Source organism: Streptomyces sp. NBC_01233 (assembly GCF_035989305.1).
GTDB lineage: Bacteria > Actinomycetota > Actinomycetes > Streptomycetales > Streptomycetaceae > Streptomyces.
Genome location: NZ_CP108514.1, coordinates 7307019 through 7322649 on the forward strand (window position 1 = coordinate 7307019; position 15631 = coordinate 7322649).

The following is a 15631-nucleotide window of genomic DNA, read 5'->3' on the forward strand; positions in this document are numbered from 1 at the left end:
ACTCAGCTCTTGACCAGCAGGCCGCGGCTGCGCAGCACCCATCGCTCGACCGGGCTGAAGATCAGCAGGTCGATGGCGATGCCGACCACCAGGATCAGGATGATCGCGAGGAACACGCCGGGCAGGTCGATGTTGTTGCGGCCGTTCTCCAGGAGCTGGCCCAGGCCCAGCCCCAGGTCGGGCGAGGAGGCGATGATCTCGGCGGCCATCAGCGAGCGCCAGGAGAAGGCCCAGCCCTGCTTCAGGCCCGCCAGGTAGCCCGGCAGCGCGGCCGGCATCACGATGTGCCGGGCGCCGCGCAGCCCGGTGGCGCCCAGGGTGCGGCCGGCCCGCAGGTAGAGCGGCGGGATCTGGTCGATGCCGGAGACCAGGCCGTTGGCGATGGACGGGACGGCGCCCAGCAGGATGACCGTGAACATCATCGCGTCGTTCAGGCCGAACCACAGGACGGCCGGCGGCACCCAGGCCACCGACGGCAGCGACTGCAGGCCCTGGAGGATCGGGCCGATCGCGGCGCGCACGAACTTCACCCGGGCGACCAGCAGGCCGAGCGGGGTGCCGATGGCCAGAGCCAGCAGGAAGCCGAGCAGGCCGCGGGAGACGCTGGTCCAGATCACCTCCAGCAGGGTGCCCTGGAGCCACATGGCGGTCAGGCTGTCCCACACCGCGGACAGCGGGGGCAGCTTGGTCTCCTCGGTGACCTTCGCGGCGACGAGGATCTGCCAGACCACGAGCACGAGGCTCACGGCCAGGAGGGGCGGGAGGACCTTCTTGAAGAGGACCTCGCGGACCGGGGTGCGGTGGGTCTGGACCGCGTCGAGCGCGTCGAGGCCCGCCTCCAGGCCGGCGAGGTCGTCGTTCTTGCCCGTGGCCTTCAAAGTGGTGTCAGTGCTGGCCATGGCGGCGGATCTCCCCACGCAGGTGTTCAGTGATCTCGAGGGACAGCTCGGCGACGTCCGCGTCCTCGATGCGGCGCGGCTGCGGGATGTCCACGGTCCACTCCTTCGCGACCCGGCCGGGGCGCGAGGAGAGCAGGACCACGCGCTGGGCGAGGCGGACGGCCTCGCGCACGTTGTGGGTGACGAAGAGGACGGACAGGTTCGTCTCGGCCCAGATACGGGTGAGCTCGCCGTGCAGTACGTCCCGCGTGATGGCGTCGAGCGCCGCGAACGGCTCGTCCATCAGCAGCAGCTGGCTGTCCTGGGCGAGTGCCCGGGCCAGGGCCACGCGCTGGCGCATACCGCCCGACAGCTCGTGCACGCGCTTGCCGTACGAGCCGCCGAGGCGGACCAGCTCCAGCAGGCGCTCGGCCTCCGGCTTGCGGTCGGCCTTGGCCACCCCGCGCAGGCGCAGGGCGAGTTCGATGTTCTTGCCCGCGGTCAGCCACGGGAAGAGGGCGTGCTCCTGGAACATCAGGGCCGGACGGCCGCCGGGAGTCTCGATGGCCCCCGCGGACGGCTTGTCGAGGCCCGCGACCAGGTTCAGCAGGGTGGACTTTCCACACCCCGAGGCCCCCAGGATGGTGACGAACTCTCCGGGAGCGACATCGAGGCTGATGTCGTCCAGGACGAGCTGCGATCCGGCCGGGCCGGAGAAGGACTTCGAGACGTGCTCGATGCGGGCAGCGTGGGTCTGCTCCGCTACGGAGCCCTCGGCAGCCTTGGCAAGCGTGGTGGCCATGGTCGTCACCTCCTGGGATAGCTGGACTACGGGATTACTTGGCGCCGAGACCGGCGTCGGAGACCTCGGGCTTGCCGGCGGCCTTCAGGACCTTGTTCAGGAGCGTCAGGTCGTAGATGCCGGCCAGGTCGGGCTGCTCGATGAGCTTGGCCTTGACCGCCCACTCCGACTGCGTCTTCAGCGTCGAGGCCAGCGGGTCATCCGTGATCGCGAGGCTCGGCCACGCCGGGTCGATGACCTTCGCGTCGAGCGGCTTGCCGCCCTCCGCCTGGAGCTTGGCGTTGGCGGAGGCCTTCGCCTTGTCCTGGTTGGCGTGGATCCACTCGTTGGTCTTCACCGTGCCGCGCAGTACGGCCTCGACCACGTCCGGGTGCTCCTTGAGGAACTTCTGCGACACGATGATGTTCGTGATCACGAACTTCTTGTCGGGCCACAGGGCGGTCTCGTCGAGGAGGACGGTGCCGCCGTCGGAGACGAGCTTGGAGGCCGTGGGCTCCGGCACCCAGGCGCCGTCGATCGAGCCCTGCTTGAAGGCGTCCGGGGTGACCTTGTTGTCCGTGCGGACGACGGAGACGTCGCCCTTGCCGGACTCCGGATCGACCTTCCAGCCCTTCTCGGAGATCCAGTTGAGGAACGCGACGTCCTGCGTGTTCCCCTTCTGCGGGGTGGCGATCTTCTTGCCCTTGAGGTCGTCCAGGGTCTTGATCTTGTCCGGGTTCACGACCAGCTTCACGCCGCCCGAGGCGGAGCCGGAGATGATCCGCAGGTTGGAGCCCTTGGACTTGACGTAGCCGTTGATCGACGGGGAGGGGCCGATGAAACCGATGTCGAGAGAGCCGCCGTTGAGGGCTTCGATCTCGGACGGACCGGCGTTGAAGGACTGCGGCTTGATCTTGGTGCCGTTCAGTTCCTTCTCGATCAGGCCCTCCTGCAGGCCGACCAGCGCGGTGGCGTGCGTCAGGTTCGGGAAGTAGCCGATGCGCACCTCGGAGGCCGACAGCTTCTTGCCGTCGGTGGCCGCGACGTCGGCGGCCTTGTCGCCCTCGTCCTTCTTGGCCTCGGAGCCGTAGCCGCACGAGGCGAGCGCGCCGATCAGCAGCGGCAGGGCGGCAGCGGCGACGACGCCGCGGCGCAGGGTGGTGCGGGTGGTACGTGTGCTACGGGAGGTGGCGGTGGCAGGCACGGGAGGACTTCCTCTCGTGACGCGGTCATCTCATGACGCACGTCTTCGTCTGTGGAGCAGGGGCAGGTACAGCTCGTGGGGGGTGTGGGCGCGCATGCGGTGCGCGTACGTCATCGCGCACATCGCGCCACCCCTCCCTGGCCGCTGCCGAGGTGGCCGCTGCCTACGCGGCCGCCCTCCTTGGCGAAGGTGGAGTAGATGTCGGCGGGCATGATCTAGAAGTCCCACCCTTCCTCGTCCGCCTGAACGGTGGTCTCCGCCTTGGAGGCGAAGGACTCGCCGGCCATGCCCGCCGCCAGGGTGGTTCCGTCGGCCGGGTCGATCAGCAGGAAGGACCCGGTGCGGCGCGAGTCGGCGTACGCGTCGAGCGCGAGCGGCTCGGCGGTACGGACGACGACGCGGCCGATGTCGTTGGCCACGAGCTGCCCGGGGTTCGGGTGCTGGGACAGGTCGTCCAGGGTCAGCCGCGAGGGGATCTCCTTGACGATCGCCTTGACCGTGCGCGTCGTGTGCTTGATCAGCACCCGGGCGCCGACGGAGAGGGGCTGGTCGGCCACGTGGCAGACCGTCGCCTCGACGTCCTGCGTGGTGGCCGGGGGGTTCGCGGACGGCGCGATCAGGTCGCCGCGCGAGATGTCGATGTCGTCCGCCAGGCGCAGCGTCACCGACTGCGGGGCCCAGGCGATGTCGACGCTCTCGCCGAGCGCGTCGATGCCCGCGATCGTGCTCGTACGGCCCGAGGGCAGGACGGTCACGGCCTCGCCGACGCGCAGCACGCCGGAGGCGATCTGGCCCGCGTAGCCGCGGTAGTCGGGGTGCTCCGCGGACTGCGGGCGGATCACGTACTGCACCGGGAAACGCGCCGGGCAGGCGGTGAGGTCGTGGCTGACCGGGACGGTCTCCAGGTGCTCCAGCACCGTCGGGCCGCCGTACCAGTCCATGTTGGCCGAGGCGTCCACGACGTTGTCTCCGGCCAGCGCGGAGATCGGGATCGCGGTGATCTCCGGGACGCCCAGGTCCGAGGCGTACGCGGTGAACTCCTCGGCGATCTTCGCGAAGACCGACTCCTCGTAGCCCACCAGGTCCATCTTGTTGACGGCCAGGACCACGTGCGGGACGCGCAGCAGCGCGGCCACGGCCGCGTGCCGGCGGGTCTGCTCGATCACGCCGTTGCGGGCGTCGACGAGGACCACGGCCAGGTCGGCCGTGGAGGCGCCGGTGACCATGTTCCGGGTGTATTGCACGTGCCCGGGGGTGTCCGCGAGGATGAACCGGCGGCGCGCGGTGGCGAAGTAGCGGTACGCGACGTCGATGGTGATGCCCTGCTCCCGCTCGGCCCGCAGGCCGTCGGTGAGCAGCGCGAGGTCGGGGGCCTCCTGGCCGCGGGCCTGGGAGACCGCCTCGACGTGCTCCATCTGGTCGGTCAGGACCGACTTGGAGTCGTGCAGCAGCCGCCCGACCAGGGTGGACTTGCCGTCGTCGACGGAGCCGGCGGTCGCGAAGCGCAGCAGCGTGGTCGCCGACAGATCGGCGAACTGCTCGGTGGTGGAGGTCATTTCTAGAAGTACCCTTCGCGCTTGCGGTCTTCCATCGCGGCCTCGGACATCTTGTCGTCGGCGCGGGTGGCACCCCGCTCGGTGAGGCGGGAGACGGCGATCTCGGCGATCACGGCGTCCAGCGTGGCGGCGTCGGAGTCGACGGCGCCGGTGCAGGACATGTCACCGACGGTGCGGTAGCGGATGAGACGCGTCTCGGGCGTCTCGCCCTCCTTCGGCCCGCCCCACTCGCCGGCCGTCAGCCACATGCCGTTGCGCAGGAACACCTCGCGCTCGTGGGCGAAGTAGATCTCCGGCAGCTCGATGCCCTCGCGGGCGATGTACTGCCAGACGTCCAGCTCGGTCCAGTTGGAGAGCGGGAAGACGCGCACGTGCTCGCCGGGCGCGTGGCGGCCGTTGTAGAGCTGCCACAGCTCGGGGCGCTGGCGGCGCGGGTCCCACTGGGAGAACTCGTCGCGGAGGCTGAACACCCGCTCCTTGGCGCGGGCCTTCTCCTCGTCGCGGCGGCCGCCGCCGAAGACGGCGTCGAACTTGAGGCTCTGGATCGCCTCGGTCAGCGGGACGGTCTGCAGCGGGTTGCGGGTGCCGTCCGGACGCTCGCGCAGCTTGCCCGCGTCGATGTAGTCCTGGACGGACGCCACGTGCAGGCGCAGTCCGTGCTTCTCGACCGTGCGGTCCCGGTACTCCAGCACCTCGGGGAAGTTGTGGCCCGTGTCGACGTGCAGCAGCGTGAAGGGCACCGGCGCCGGCGCGAACGCCTTCAGCGCCAGGTGCAGCATGACGATGGAGTCCTTGCCGCCGGAGAACAGGATCACCGGCTTCTCGAACTCGCCCGCCACCTCGCGGAAGATGTGCACGGCCTCGGACTCGAGGGCGTCGAGGTGCGACAGCGCGTAGGGCGCGTCCGTCCCTTCGTGGACGTGTGCGACGGTGGCGGTCATGCCAGGCCCCTCTCGGTGAGCAGCGCGTGCAGGGCCGAAGCCGACTCCTGAACGGTCTGCGTGTGCGACTCGATACGGAGGTCCGGGGACTCCGGCGCCTCGTACGGGTCGTCGACCCCGGTCAGACCGGAGATCTCGCCCGCCGCCTGCTTGGCGTACAGGCCCTTGACGTCACGCTCGGAGCACACCTCGACCGGAGTGGCCACGTGTACTTCGAGGTAGTCCGTCGCGGCGGCCGCGTGCCGCTTGCGGACGGCCTCACGGCTGTCCGCGAACGGTGCGATCACCGGCACCAGCGCCTTGACGCCGTTGCTCGCGAGGAGCTCGGCGACGAAGCCGATCCGCTGCACGTTGGTGTGCCGGTCCTCGCGGCTGAAACCGAGGCCGGCGGAGAGGAACTCGCGGATCTCGTCACCGTCGAGGACCTCCACGCGGTGGCCCTCGGCGCGCAGCCGCTCGGCCAGCGCGTAGGCGATGGTGGTCTTGCCCGCGCTCGGCAGCCCGGTCAGCCACACGGTGGCGCCCTGGTCGCTCACGCTCATCTGCTCTGTCTCCGTAGGTTCTTCGCTCGTCGTCACTCTGGTCGTCGCGCCGGTCGTCGTGCTGCTCGTCATCAGCCGTGCAGTCCGCACTCGGTCTTGCCCCGCCCGGCCCACCGGCCGGCCCGCGCGTCCTCGCCCTCCGCCACGCGGCGGGTGCAGGGGGCGCAGCCGACGGAGGCGTAGCCGTCCATCAGCAGCGGGTTGGTGAGTACGCCGTGTTCGGCGACGTACGCGTCCACGTCGTCCTGGGTCCAGCGGGCGATCGGCGAGATCTTGACCTTCTGCCGCTTCTCGTCCCAGCCGACGACCGGGGTGTTCGCCCGGGTCGGGGACTCGTCGCGGCGCAGGCCCGTCGCCCACGCGTCGTACGCGGTCAGGCCCTCTTCCAGCGGCTTGACCTTGCGCAGCGCGCAGCACAGGTCGGGGTCGCGGTCGTGCAGCTTCGGGCCGTGCTCCGCGTCCTGCTCGGCCACCGTCTGGCGCGGGGTGAGCGTGATGACGTTGACGTCCATCACCGCCTCGACCGCGTCACGGGTGCCGATGGTCTCCTCGAAGTGGTAGCCCGTGTCGAGGAAGACCACGTCCACGCCGGGGAAGACGCGCGAGGCCAGGTGGGCGACGACCGCGTCCTCCATGGAGGAGGTCACGGCGAACTTCCCGCCGAAGGTCTCGGCCGCCCAGCGCAGGATGTCCAGCGCGGAGGCGTCCTCCAGGTCCCGGCCCGCCTGCTCGGCCAGTCCCTTGAGATCCGTGGCCTTGAGGTCCACGGTCGTGAGACTCGCGTCTTGAGTGGTGGTCATATCTCGTCCCCTCCAGCTGAATCGGACCGGACACCGCGGGCCAGCAGCCCGAGGTACTTCAGCTGGAAGGCTCGGTTGCAGGCCCTGCATTCCCACGCGCCGTGGCCCGTCTCGTGGGGAAACAGGTCCTCGTCGCCGCAGTACGGGCAGTAGAACGGTGCGGCGCGCTCGCTCACGAGAGGCTCTTCTCGTCCGCGCGGGCGACCCACGCCGCGAAGCGCTCGCCGTCCTCGCGCTGCTCCTCGTAGCTCTTGACGACCCGCTCGACGTAGTCGGGCAGGCCCGCCGAGGTGACCTTGAGGCCGCGGACCTTGCGGCCGAAGCCGGCCTCCAGGCCGAGGGCGCCGCCCAGGTGGACCTGGTAGCCCTCCACCTGGTTGCCGTCGTCGTCCAGGACCAGCTGCCCCTTGAGACCGATGTCCGCCACCTGGATACGGGCGCAGGCGTTCGGGCAGCCGTTGATGTTGATCGTGAGCGGCTCGGCGAAGTCCGGCAGGCGGCGCTCCAGTTCGTCGATCAGGGAGGCGCCGCGCGCCTTCGTCTCGACGATGGCCAGCTTGCAGAACTCGATGCCGGTGCAGGCCATCGTGCCGCGGCGGAACGGGGACGGCTTGACCCGCAGGTCCAGCGCCTCCAGCGCCCCGACCACCGAGTCGACCCGGTCGGCCTCGATGTCGAGCACGATCATCTTCTGCTCGGCGGTGGTGCGCAGGCGGCCGGAACCGTGCTGCTCGGCGATGTCCGCGATCTTGGTCAGGGTGGCGCCGTCCACGCGGCCCACGCGGGGCGCGAAGCCGACGTAGAACTTGCCGTCCTGCTGCTGGTGGACGCCCACGTGGTCGCGCCACTGGCCGGTCGGCTGGTCGGGAGCGGGTCCGTCGGTCAGCTTGCGCTGCAGGTACTCGTCCTCCAGGACCTGGCGGAACTTGGCCGGGCCCCAGTCGGCGACGAGGAACTTCAGGCGGGCGCGGGTGCGCAGCCGGCGGTAGCCGTAGTCGCGGAAGATCGAGATGACGCCCTCGTAGACGTCCGGGACCTCGTCGAGCGAGACCCAGGTGCCCAGGCGCACGCCCAGCTTGGGGTTGGTGGACAGGCCGCCGCCGACCCAGACGTCGAAGCCCGGACCGTGCTCGGGGTGGTTCACGCCGACGAAGGCGATGTCGTTGATCTCGTGCGCCACATCGAGCAGCGGCGAGCCGGAGATCGCGGACTTGAACTTGCGGGGCAGGTTGGAGAAGTCCTTGTTGCCCACGATGCGGCGGTAGATCTCGTCGATGGCGGGGGTGCCGTCGATGAGCTCGTCCCGGGCGATGCCGGCGACGGGCGAACCGAGGATGACGCGGGGCGTGTCACCGCAGGCCTCGGTGGTGGAGAGGCCGACGGCCTCCAGCCGGCGCCAGATCTCCGGGACGTCCTCGATCCGGATCCAGTGGTACTGCACGTTCTGACGGTCGGTGAGGTCGGCGGTGCCGCGCGCGAATTCCTGGGAGATCTCGCCGATGACGCGAAGCTGCTCGGTGGTCAGCCGGCCGCCGTCGATGCGGACGCGCAGCATGAAGAACTCGTCGTCCAGCTCCTCCGGCTCCAGGATCGCGGTCTTGCCGCCGTCGATCCCGGGCTTGCGCTGGGTGTAGAGGCCCCACCAGCGCATGCGGCCGCGCAGGTCGTTGGGGTCGATCGAGTCGAAGCCGCGCTTGGAGTAGATCGTCTCAATGCGTGTCCGCACGTTGAGACCGTCGTCGTCCTTCTTGAACTGCTCGTTGCCGTTGAGGGGCGTGTGGTGTCCGACGGCCCACTGGCCCTCACCGCGGTGACGGCCGGTCTTGCGGCGCGCGGCGGCTGCGGGTGCGGCTGCAGGCGTTTCGGGGGTGGCGGCCATGGCGGTACGTCCTTCTTCGGCGGCTCAAGGCAAGGGCAGGGGGAGGCAAAGCGGCGGCGGGTGCCCCTGTCAGGTCTGCGACTCTGAGCGGGTGTGGCTGATTCCCGCTCCGTTGCCGGGGTTGCCGGCGGGCAGGGCGGGACATCGGCCTCAGGGGACTAGCGGGTGATCGGCGCGTCCGCGGCGGCGGGGACGGCGACGATGTGCGGCGTGGCTGGTTCCGTCAGCGCGCCGGACAGATGGCGCTGGACATGCGGCCGAGGTCGACGTGCCGCCGACTCACCAAGGCAATTCCAGCTCCATTCATGACGGAAGCGTGTCATGTGCCTCTTGGAGGAGTCCACTACTGTCCATGATTCGGACGAACTCGTCCCGGATCGTGGGATGGCGTGACGGGGGTCACCCTGTCCGCCGGTTCCGGGCGCCCCGTGGCGGCGCCCTGCCGGCCGGAGCCGAAGCCGGCTCCGCCGGACCTGGGGCTCCGGCCCCAGACCCCGCGCCTCAAACGCCGGCGGGGCTGAAATGCGGCCCCGGAGGGGATCAGGCTCCCGGCCAGGGGCCCGGGGTCGGGGACTCTTCCTTCGGTTCCGTTTCCGTCTTGAAGAGCGTGAAGCCGCGCTTCAGGTAGTTGTCCATCGCCGTCGGGCCGTCCTGGCTGCAGGTGTGGAGCCAGACGCGGCGGGTCGGCTCGCGGTCCGGCCAGCGCGCCGCGAGGTCCCACGCCCGGGCGATCCCCACCGACAGCAGGTGCCCGCCGATGCGGCGGCCGCGGAAGTCCGGGAGGAGGCCGAAGTACATGATCTCCACCACACCGTCGTCCTGCGGGTCGAACTCCACGTACCCCGCCGGAGTGCCGCGGTCGTACGCCACCCACGTCTCCACCCCCGGCCGGCCCAGCTGCTCCACCCACTGCGCCCGGGTCAGCGACAGCCGGTCCGTCCAGTGGATGTCGCCGCCCACCGAGGCGTAGAGGAAGCGGCTGAACTCCGGGGACGGGACCTCCGCCCGCGAGATCGTGATCTCAGGGCCCGGTACGGCCGCCGGGACGAGGTCCGACGGGGAGGTCATTTCCAGGGACCAGGTGGTGAGGGTGATGGTGCTCATGCCCTTCAGGGAATCACGCCGGGCCCCCGCCGCCCCAGGCGGGCCCTGATCACCGCGGGGGCGGTGGAGTGGGGGAGCAGCGCGGCCGGGTCCTCCGGGCGGATGAGCTCCACCTCCACGTCCTCCGCGAAGCGGTACGGCCGGTGGGTCAGCACACCCGCGAGGTGACGGCGTACGCGGGACAGCTCCGCGCGGACCGTCACCGTGCGGGTCGGGTCCCCGAACAGCTCCGCGGACAGTTCGGCCGCCGAGCGCCCCCGCGGGCTGTCCGCCAGCAGGAACAGCAGCTCCGCGTGGCGCGGGCTCAGCTCCTGCGACCAGCTCCCGCAGGACCCGTACACCGTCGCAAACCAGGATCCCGCCCGGCTGAGGTCCAGGACGATCCGGGTCGCCGCCGTGCTCGTGCGCTCCTGCGCGATCCGCAGCAGCCAGCCGCCGGGCAGCGGCTCCACCACGCAGTCGCCGAGCCGCGGCACCCACGCCCGGCCGGGCCCGAAGGCCTTCGGCAGCGGGATCCGGTCCGTGGGCGCCAGCCCCGTCACCGCCGCCGTCCAGCCGTCCGGGTCCACGGCCAGCGCCCGTCCCGGCAGCCGGGCCAGCAGCGGGGACGCCACCGTCCGCAGCCGCTCCAGCGACTCCAGGTGCCGGATCCGCAGCTCCCGCTCGGCGAGCCGGGCCACCGAGCTCACCCACGCCAGCGTCGCCGGGTGCATGGTGGCCAGCGGCCCGCTGACGTCGACCACGCCCAGCACTCGCCCGTTCCGCGGGTCCCGTACGGGCGCCCCGGCGCAGGTCCAGTCGTGGTGGCTGGAGACGAAGTGCTCCGCCGAGAACACCTGCACCGGCCGCCGGGCCACCAGCGCCGTGCCCACCCCGTTGGTGCCGACCACGGCCTCGTCCCAGTCGGCCCCCACCGCGAAGCCGAGCCGGTCGGCCTTGCGCAGGATCGAGGAGTGGCCCTCCCGCCACAGCAGCCGCCCGTCCGCGTCCGCGACGACCATGATGTGCAGGGCCTCGTCCAGCGCGGGCAGCAGCCCCTCCCGCAGCACGGGGAGGATCTCCCGCAGCGGCGACCCGTGCCGCCGCTCCTCCGTCTCGGCGGCCGACAGCATCCGCGAGCGCGCGTCCCGGTCCGGGTGCACCCCGCCGGCCAGCATCCGCCGCCAGGACTCGGCGATCTCCGGCCTCGGCGCGGCCGGCGGACGGTCCCCGGCCAGCGCGGCCGTCCGTACCCCCTTGAGCAGACGCGCCGCCGCCCGCGCGTCCATGGCCGAGATGCGTGCCGCATCGACCGTGCTGCCTGTGGTGTCGGCCACCGGAACCTCCCCGTGCGAACAGGACGTACGACGCGAGCCGCCCGGGCGGTCCGCGGGTTCCGCTTCCCCCGGCGCCCCGGCGGGCGGCTGCCGACTCAAAGGTTGCAACGGTATGCAACTCTCGCCAAGTCCCGGTCGCCCGACCGAAACTGTCCGGACGCCGCCGAGCGGCGTGACAGCTCCTCCTCGGGGCTTCGGATCAGAGGTGGTGCCGAGTCGGCGCGGCGCCACCTCTGGACCGGTCGACGGGCCCGGATCACGGCTCGGAGCGGTTTGGGGACTGCAGGGGAGCCCGACGGGGGCTCCTCCCCGGTCCGCGATCCGCGCCCGTCAGCCCGCGATCCGCGCCTGTCAGCCCGCGATCCGCGCCCGTTCCACCACCGCGCCGAGATCGAGGCTGTGCGGCAGCGTGCCGAAGGCCGCGCCCCAGTCGCCGCCCAGCCGGGAGGCGCAGAACGCGTCCGCGACCTCCGGCGGAGCCCAGCGCACCAGCAGCGATCCCTGCAGCACCAGCGCCATGCGCTCCACCACGCGGCGGGCCCGCGCCTCGATGCCCTCCAGATCGGCGAGCTCCGTCAGCAGGTCCTTGATGGCCGAATCCAGCCGGTGGTCGGCGCCCCGCGCCAGGCCGACCTCCTGGAGGAAGGCGTTGAGCGCCTGGGGCTCGCGCTGCAGGGCACGGAGTACGTCCAGCGCCTGTACGTTGCCCGAGCCTTCCCAGATGGAGTTCAGCGGGGATTCGCGCAGCAGTCTCGGCAGCCCGGACTCCTCGACGTAGCCGTTGCCCCCCAGACATTCCAGGGCCTCCGCGACCATCGGCGTACAGCGCTTGGTCACCCAGTATTTGGCCGCGGGAACGGCGAGGCGCAGGAAGGCCTTCTCCTGCTCCGTTCCGGAGTCGTAGGCGGCCGCCAGGCGCAGGGTCAAGGTGGTGGCGGCCTCCGACTCCAGGGCGAGGTCGGCGAGCACGTTGCGCATCAGCGGCTGGTCGATGAGCGGTGCTCCGAAAGCGGAGCGGTGCTCCGCGTGGTGCACGGCCTGCGTCAGCGCCTGCCGCATCAGCGAGGCCGAGCCGATGACGCAGTCCAGCCGGGTCGCCGCGACCATCTCGATGATGGTCCGCACCCCCCGGCCCTCCTCGCCCACCCGCCGCGCCCAGGTCCCGTCGAACTCCACCTCGCTCGACGCGTTCGACTTGTTGCCCAGCTTGTCCTTCAGCCGCTGGATCGCGAAGACGTTGCGCGTGCCGTCCGGCAGCACCCGCGGCACCAGGAAGCAGGTCAGTCCGCCCGGCGCCTGCGCCAGCACCAGGAATCCGTCGCACATCGGCGCCGAGCAGAACCACTTGTGCCCGGTCAGCAGGTACTCGCCGGACGCGTCCAACGGCACCGCCGCCGTCGTGTTCGCCCGTACGTCGCTGCCGCCCTGCTTCTCCGTCATCCCCATGCCGAAGAGCACGCCGGCCTTCTGCGCGGCCGGCCGCAGCCCCTGCTCGTACACGTGCGAGGTCAGCCGCGGCTCCCATTCGGCGGCGAGCGACGGATCGGCCCGCAGCGCCGGTACGGCGGCGTGCGTCATCGAGACCGGGCAGCCGTGCCCCGCCTCGGCCTGCGACCACAGGAAGAACCCGGCGGCGCGGCGCAGATGCCCGGCCGGACGCCCCCAGGCGTCGGTGAGCCCGGAGGTCACGGCGTGCCCGAGCAGCCGGTGCCAGGCCGGGTGGAACTCCACCTCGTCGATCCGGTTCCCGTACCGGTCGTGCGTCCGCAGTTTCGGCGGGTTCTCGTTCGCCTGCACGCCCCATTCCCGGGCCTGCGCGGAACCGGCCGCGCGCCCGAGGTCGGTGAGCTCCTCCCGTACCTCGCCGAGGAGTTCGGGTTCCGCGGATGCGAGGTGACGCTCGACGCCCTCGGTGAGGGCCCGATCGCCGCCGTAGACGTCGTAGCCCACCAGGGGCGGGGCCTGGTTGCTGACTGTGTGGGTGGTGGCTGCCATGCGGATACCGTAAGGACGTGCAGCCAGCAAAAGAAACACCCGAGCGGATCCCGGGACCCCCAGGACGGCTCCACCGGGCCCGCGCCCTCTACCGCAACGTCTCGAAGCGGAAGATGGGCTGGCTGCTACTGAAGGACACCGTCAACTCGTGCATCGAGTACCGCATCCTCGGCCTGGCGGCCGAGGCGGCGTTCTTCACGCTGCTCTCCCTGCCCCCGCTCTTCCTCGGCCTGCTGGGCCTGCTCGGCTACGTGGACGGCTGGACGGGCAAGACGACCGTGGCCAGCATCGAGGAGAACATCCTGGGGGCGGTCGGCACGGTGCTGTCCGACCGGGGCGTCAACGACATCGCCAAACCGATGCTCGACGACGTGACGGGGCGCGGCCGCCCCGACCTGATCTCGCTCGGCTTCGCCTTCGCCCTGTGGTCGGGCTCGCGCGCCGTCAACGTCTTCATCGACACCATCACCGTGATGTACGGGCTCGACGGGCAGCGCGGCATCGTCAAGACCCGGCTGCTGGCCTTCGTGCTCTACATCATCGCGCTGGTGATCGGCGCGGTCGTGCTGCCGCTGATGGTGGTGGGGCCGGACGCCGTGATCGAGCTGGTCCCCTGGGGCACCAGCGTGATCGCGGTGCTGTACTGGCCGACCGTCACCCTGCTGTCCATCGTCTTCCTGACGACGCTCTACCACGTGTCCGTACCGGTGCGTTCGCCGTGGATCGAGGACGTGCCGGGGGCGCTGGTGGCCCTCGCCATGTGGGTGCTGGGCTCGTTCCTGCTGCGCATCTACCTCACCAATACCGTGGAGGGGCCGACGATCTACGGATCGCTGGCGGCGCCCGTGGCGGTGCTGCTGTGGATCGGCATCTCGGCCTTCGCGGTGCTGGTCGGCGCGGCCGTCAACGCCGCCATCGACCGGGTCTGGCCGTCCGTGGCCACGGCGGCGGCGCGCGAGGCGAACGAGCGGGCCCGGGAGCTGGAGGCCGCCCAGCTCATCGCGCGGGCCGCAGCCTGGCGGGCCCTGGCCGAGGGCGAGTCGGAGGACGACGAGGACGGCGGGATGCCGTCGGAGTTCCCGGAACGGTGGTCGAAGTTCCTGCCGCCCGAGGACTACTCGTCGCGGCTGCGCAAACACTGACCGGACACGCCGGCCGGTCCCGGGCCCCGGGGACCGGCCGGCGACGTCGTGGCGGGGGAGGGCCGTGGATCTTCGCCCTACGCTGGAGGGATGTACGAGGAAGCGCCTTCGGCGGCCGTACCCGGGGCCGTGCTGTGGCGGGCGCAGGGCAACGGCCGGATGGTGCTGCCGGACGGGTGCATGGACCTGCTGTGGGCCGACGGGCGGCTGCTGGTGGCCGGGCCCGACACCGGGCCGCATCCCGCCGGAGAGGTCCCGGGCGGCGCCTTCTCCGGGATCCGGCTGGCGCCCGGCACCGCACCCGCGCTGCTCGGCGTACCGGCCCACGCCCTGCGGGACCGGCGCGTGGAGCTCGCCGAGCTGTGGCCCGCGCGGGAGGTACGGCGCCTCGCGGGACGCGTGGCGGCGTACGGGGACCCGCGCGCCGGACTGGAGGCGCTGGCCGCACGCCGTGCGGCCGAGGCGGGGCCGCCCGACCCGCTGGCCGCCGAGGTCACTGCGCGGCTCCGGGCGGGGCAGACGGTGGCCGGGATCGCCGCCGCGGTCGGCCTCGGGGAGCGCCGGCTGCGCCGCCGCTCCCTGGACGCCTTCGGGTACGGGCCCCGCACGCTCGGCCGGATCCTGCGGCTGCGCCGCGCCCTGGCCCTGGCCGGGGCGGGCATGCCGTACGCCGAGGTGGCCCACACCGCCGGGTACGCCGATCAGGCGCACCTCGCCCGCGAGGTGCGCGCGCTGGCCGGGACCACGCTGACCGCCTACGCGGCGGGCTCCGCCGGGGCGAAGAGGGACACGCCGCAGCCGTCCGGGTCGAGCACGACGGCGTAGCGCTGCCCCCAGAAGGCGTCCCAGGGCAACAGGTGGCCCTGGTACCCCGCCTCGGTCAGTTCCGCGTACAGGGAGTCCACCTCGGCGGGGGAGTCGCACAGGAAGGCCAGGTCCCGGCGGCCGTCGCCGGTGGGGCGGGTCCAGGACGGGTCGAAGGAGCGGACGGTCTCCTCGGTGTCCCACCCGATCCGCAGCCCGCCGGGAAGCGCGGCCTCCACGTGCGGCAGGCCGTCGGCGTCGGCCGGGACGTCCAGCCCGAGGCGGCGGTAGAAGGCGAGCGAGGCGGCCATGTCGGAGACGACCAGGCCGATCATGTCGAGTCGTGGAGTCATGACAGCAGGCTAGGCAGCCCCCGCGCCGCCCGTCTTGAACGAAACGGACACCCCTGCGGCCGCAGGCCCGTCGGGCGGTCCGCCCGCACGTCCGTCGGTCCGGAGGGCCGGCCTCAGCCCTGGCGGCGGGCCGCCACCCTCGCGCACGCCAGTGCCAGCGGCAGCTCCGCGCCCGCCGCCAGCAGCAGCGCCATGCCCTGCCCGCCGGTCCCGGCCGAGGTCGTGACGTCGAACCAGGCGTCCGTCACCAGCAGTGCGGCCGTCGCCGCCGCGACCGGCGCCACCCGGGGGTCGCCCCTGCGCAGCAGCATCCCGGCCCGTGAACGCCCGGCGACA

General features: G+C 71.8%; 17 protein-coding genes. 2 read left to right on the forward strand and 15 right to left on the reverse strand.

Annotated features, from left to right (window positions below):
- Nucleotides 1-2: 2 nt before the first annotated feature.
- From OG332_RS34275 to OG332_RS34335, 13 genes are all read right to left on the reverse strand, one after another.
- Nucleotides 3-899, reverse strand: coding sequence for an ABC transporter permease (locus tag OG332_RS34275; protein WP_327417081.1), 897 nt, complete (start codon nucleotides 897-899; stop codon nucleotides 3-5).
- Nucleotides 886-1680 (reverse strand): ABC transporter ATP-binding protein, encoded by a 795-nt coding sequence (locus OG332_RS34280; protein WP_327417082.1) that lies wholly within the window; start codon nucleotides 1678-1680, stop codon nucleotides 886-888. Before OG332_RS34280 ends, OG332_RS34275 begins: the two co-directional genes overlap by 14 nt.
- Nucleotides 1681-1714: 34 nt before the next feature.
- Nucleotides 1715-2863, reverse strand: coding sequence for an ABC transporter substrate-binding protein (locus OG332_RS34285; RefSeq protein ID WP_327417083.1), 1149 nt, complete (start codon nucleotides 2861-2863; stop codon nucleotides 1715-1717).
- A 215-nt stretch (nucleotides 2864-3078) separates the two neighbouring features.
- Nucleotides 3079-4419, reverse strand: a complete 1341-nt coding sequence (locus OG332_RS34290) for a sulfate adenylyltransferase subunit 1 (RefSeq protein ID WP_327417084.1) — start codon at nucleotides 4417-4419, stop codon at nucleotides 3079-3081.
- Between the two features lie 2 nt (nucleotides 4420-4421).
- Nucleotides 4422-5360 carry a sulfate adenylyltransferase subunit CysD gene (cysD, locus tag OG332_RS34295; protein WP_327417085.1) on the reverse strand — a complete coding sequence of 313 codons (939 nt, stop codon included), beginning with the start codon at nucleotides 5358-5360 and terminating at the stop codon, nucleotides 4422-4424.
- Entirely contained in the window at nucleotides 5357-5902 is a 546-nt protein-coding gene (gene cysC / locus OG332_RS34300) for an adenylyl-sulfate kinase (protein ID WP_319724587.1), read from the reverse strand. Before cysC ends, cysD begins: the two co-directional genes overlap by 4 nt.
- A gap of 71 nt (nucleotides 5903-5973) precedes the next feature.
- A complete protein-coding gene (locus OG332_RS34305; RefSeq protein ID WP_327417086.1) occupies nucleotides 5974-6702 on the reverse strand; it encodes a phosphoadenylyl-sulfate reductase in 729 nt (242 codons plus the stop codon).
- Nucleotides 6699-6878, reverse strand: a complete 180-nt coding sequence (locus OG332_RS34310) for a hypothetical protein (RefSeq protein ID WP_327417087.1) — start codon at nucleotides 6876-6878, stop codon at nucleotides 6699-6701. Before OG332_RS34310 ends, OG332_RS34305 begins: the two co-directional genes overlap by 4 nt.
- Complete coding sequence (locus OG332_RS34315) at nucleotides 6875-8581, reverse strand: nitrite/sulfite reductase (RefSeq protein WP_327417088.1); 1707 nt, start codon at nucleotides 8579-8581, stop codon at nucleotides 6875-6877. Before OG332_RS34315 ends, OG332_RS34310 begins: the two co-directional genes overlap by 4 nt.
- A gap of 223 nt (nucleotides 8582-8804) precedes the next feature.
- Nucleotides 8805-8888 (reverse strand): putative leader peptide, encoded by an 84-nt coding sequence (locus tag OG332_RS34320; RefSeq protein ID WP_312847410.1) that lies wholly within the window; start codon nucleotides 8886-8888, stop codon nucleotides 8805-8807.
- A gap of 233 nt (nucleotides 8889-9121) precedes the next feature.
- A complete protein-coding gene (locus OG332_RS34325) occupies nucleotides 9122-9685 on the reverse strand; it encodes a GNAT family N-acetyltransferase (RefSeq protein ID WP_327417089.1) in 564 nt (187 codons plus the stop codon).
- A gap of 5 nt (nucleotides 9686-9690) precedes the next feature.
- Entirely contained in the window at nucleotides 9691-10953 is a 1263-nt protein-coding gene (locus OG332_RS34330; RefSeq protein WP_327419473.1) for a GAF domain-containing protein, read from the reverse strand.
- A gap of 399 nt (nucleotides 10954-11352) precedes the next feature.
- On the reverse strand, nucleotides 11353-12996 hold the full coding sequence (locus OG332_RS34335; protein WP_327417090.1) for an acyl-CoA dehydrogenase family protein: 1644 nt from the start codon (nucleotides 12994-12996) through the stop codon (nucleotides 11353-11355).
- A gap of 17 nt (nucleotides 12997-13013) precedes the next feature.
- Between OG332_RS34335 and OG332_RS34340 the strand changes: the two genes are divergently transcribed.
- Both OG332_RS34340 and OG332_RS34345 read left to right on the forward strand, forming a co-directional pair.
- The gene (locus OG332_RS34340) at nucleotides 13014-14138 is read left to right on the forward strand and encodes a YihY/virulence factor BrkB family protein (protein ID WP_327417091.1); all 1125 of its coding nucleotides are present in this window, start codon (nucleotides 13014-13016) and stop codon (nucleotides 14136-14138) included.
- Between the two features lie 90 nt (nucleotides 14139-14228).
- Nucleotides 14229-14963, forward strand: a complete 735-nt coding sequence (locus OG332_RS34345; protein WP_327417092.1) for a helix-turn-helix domain-containing protein — start codon at nucleotides 14229-14231, stop codon at nucleotides 14961-14963.
- Here the strand turns inward: OG332_RS34345 and OG332_RS34350 are convergent.
- Together OG332_RS34350 and OG332_RS34355 are read right to left on the reverse strand one after the other, a co-directional pair.
- Nucleotides 14894-15295: a VOC family protein gene (locus OG332_RS34350; RefSeq protein WP_327417093.1), complete on the reverse strand. Its 402-nt coding sequence runs from the start codon at nucleotides 15293-15295 to the stop codon at nucleotides 14894-14896. The genes OG332_RS34345 and OG332_RS34350 overlap by 70 nt on opposite strands.
- Before the next feature lie 113 nt (nucleotides 15296-15408).
- Entirely contained in the window at nucleotides 15409-15606 is a 198-nt protein-coding gene (locus tag OG332_RS34355) for a hypothetical protein (protein WP_327417094.1), read from the reverse strand.
- Between the last annotated feature and the right edge of the window lie 25 nt (nucleotides 15607-15631).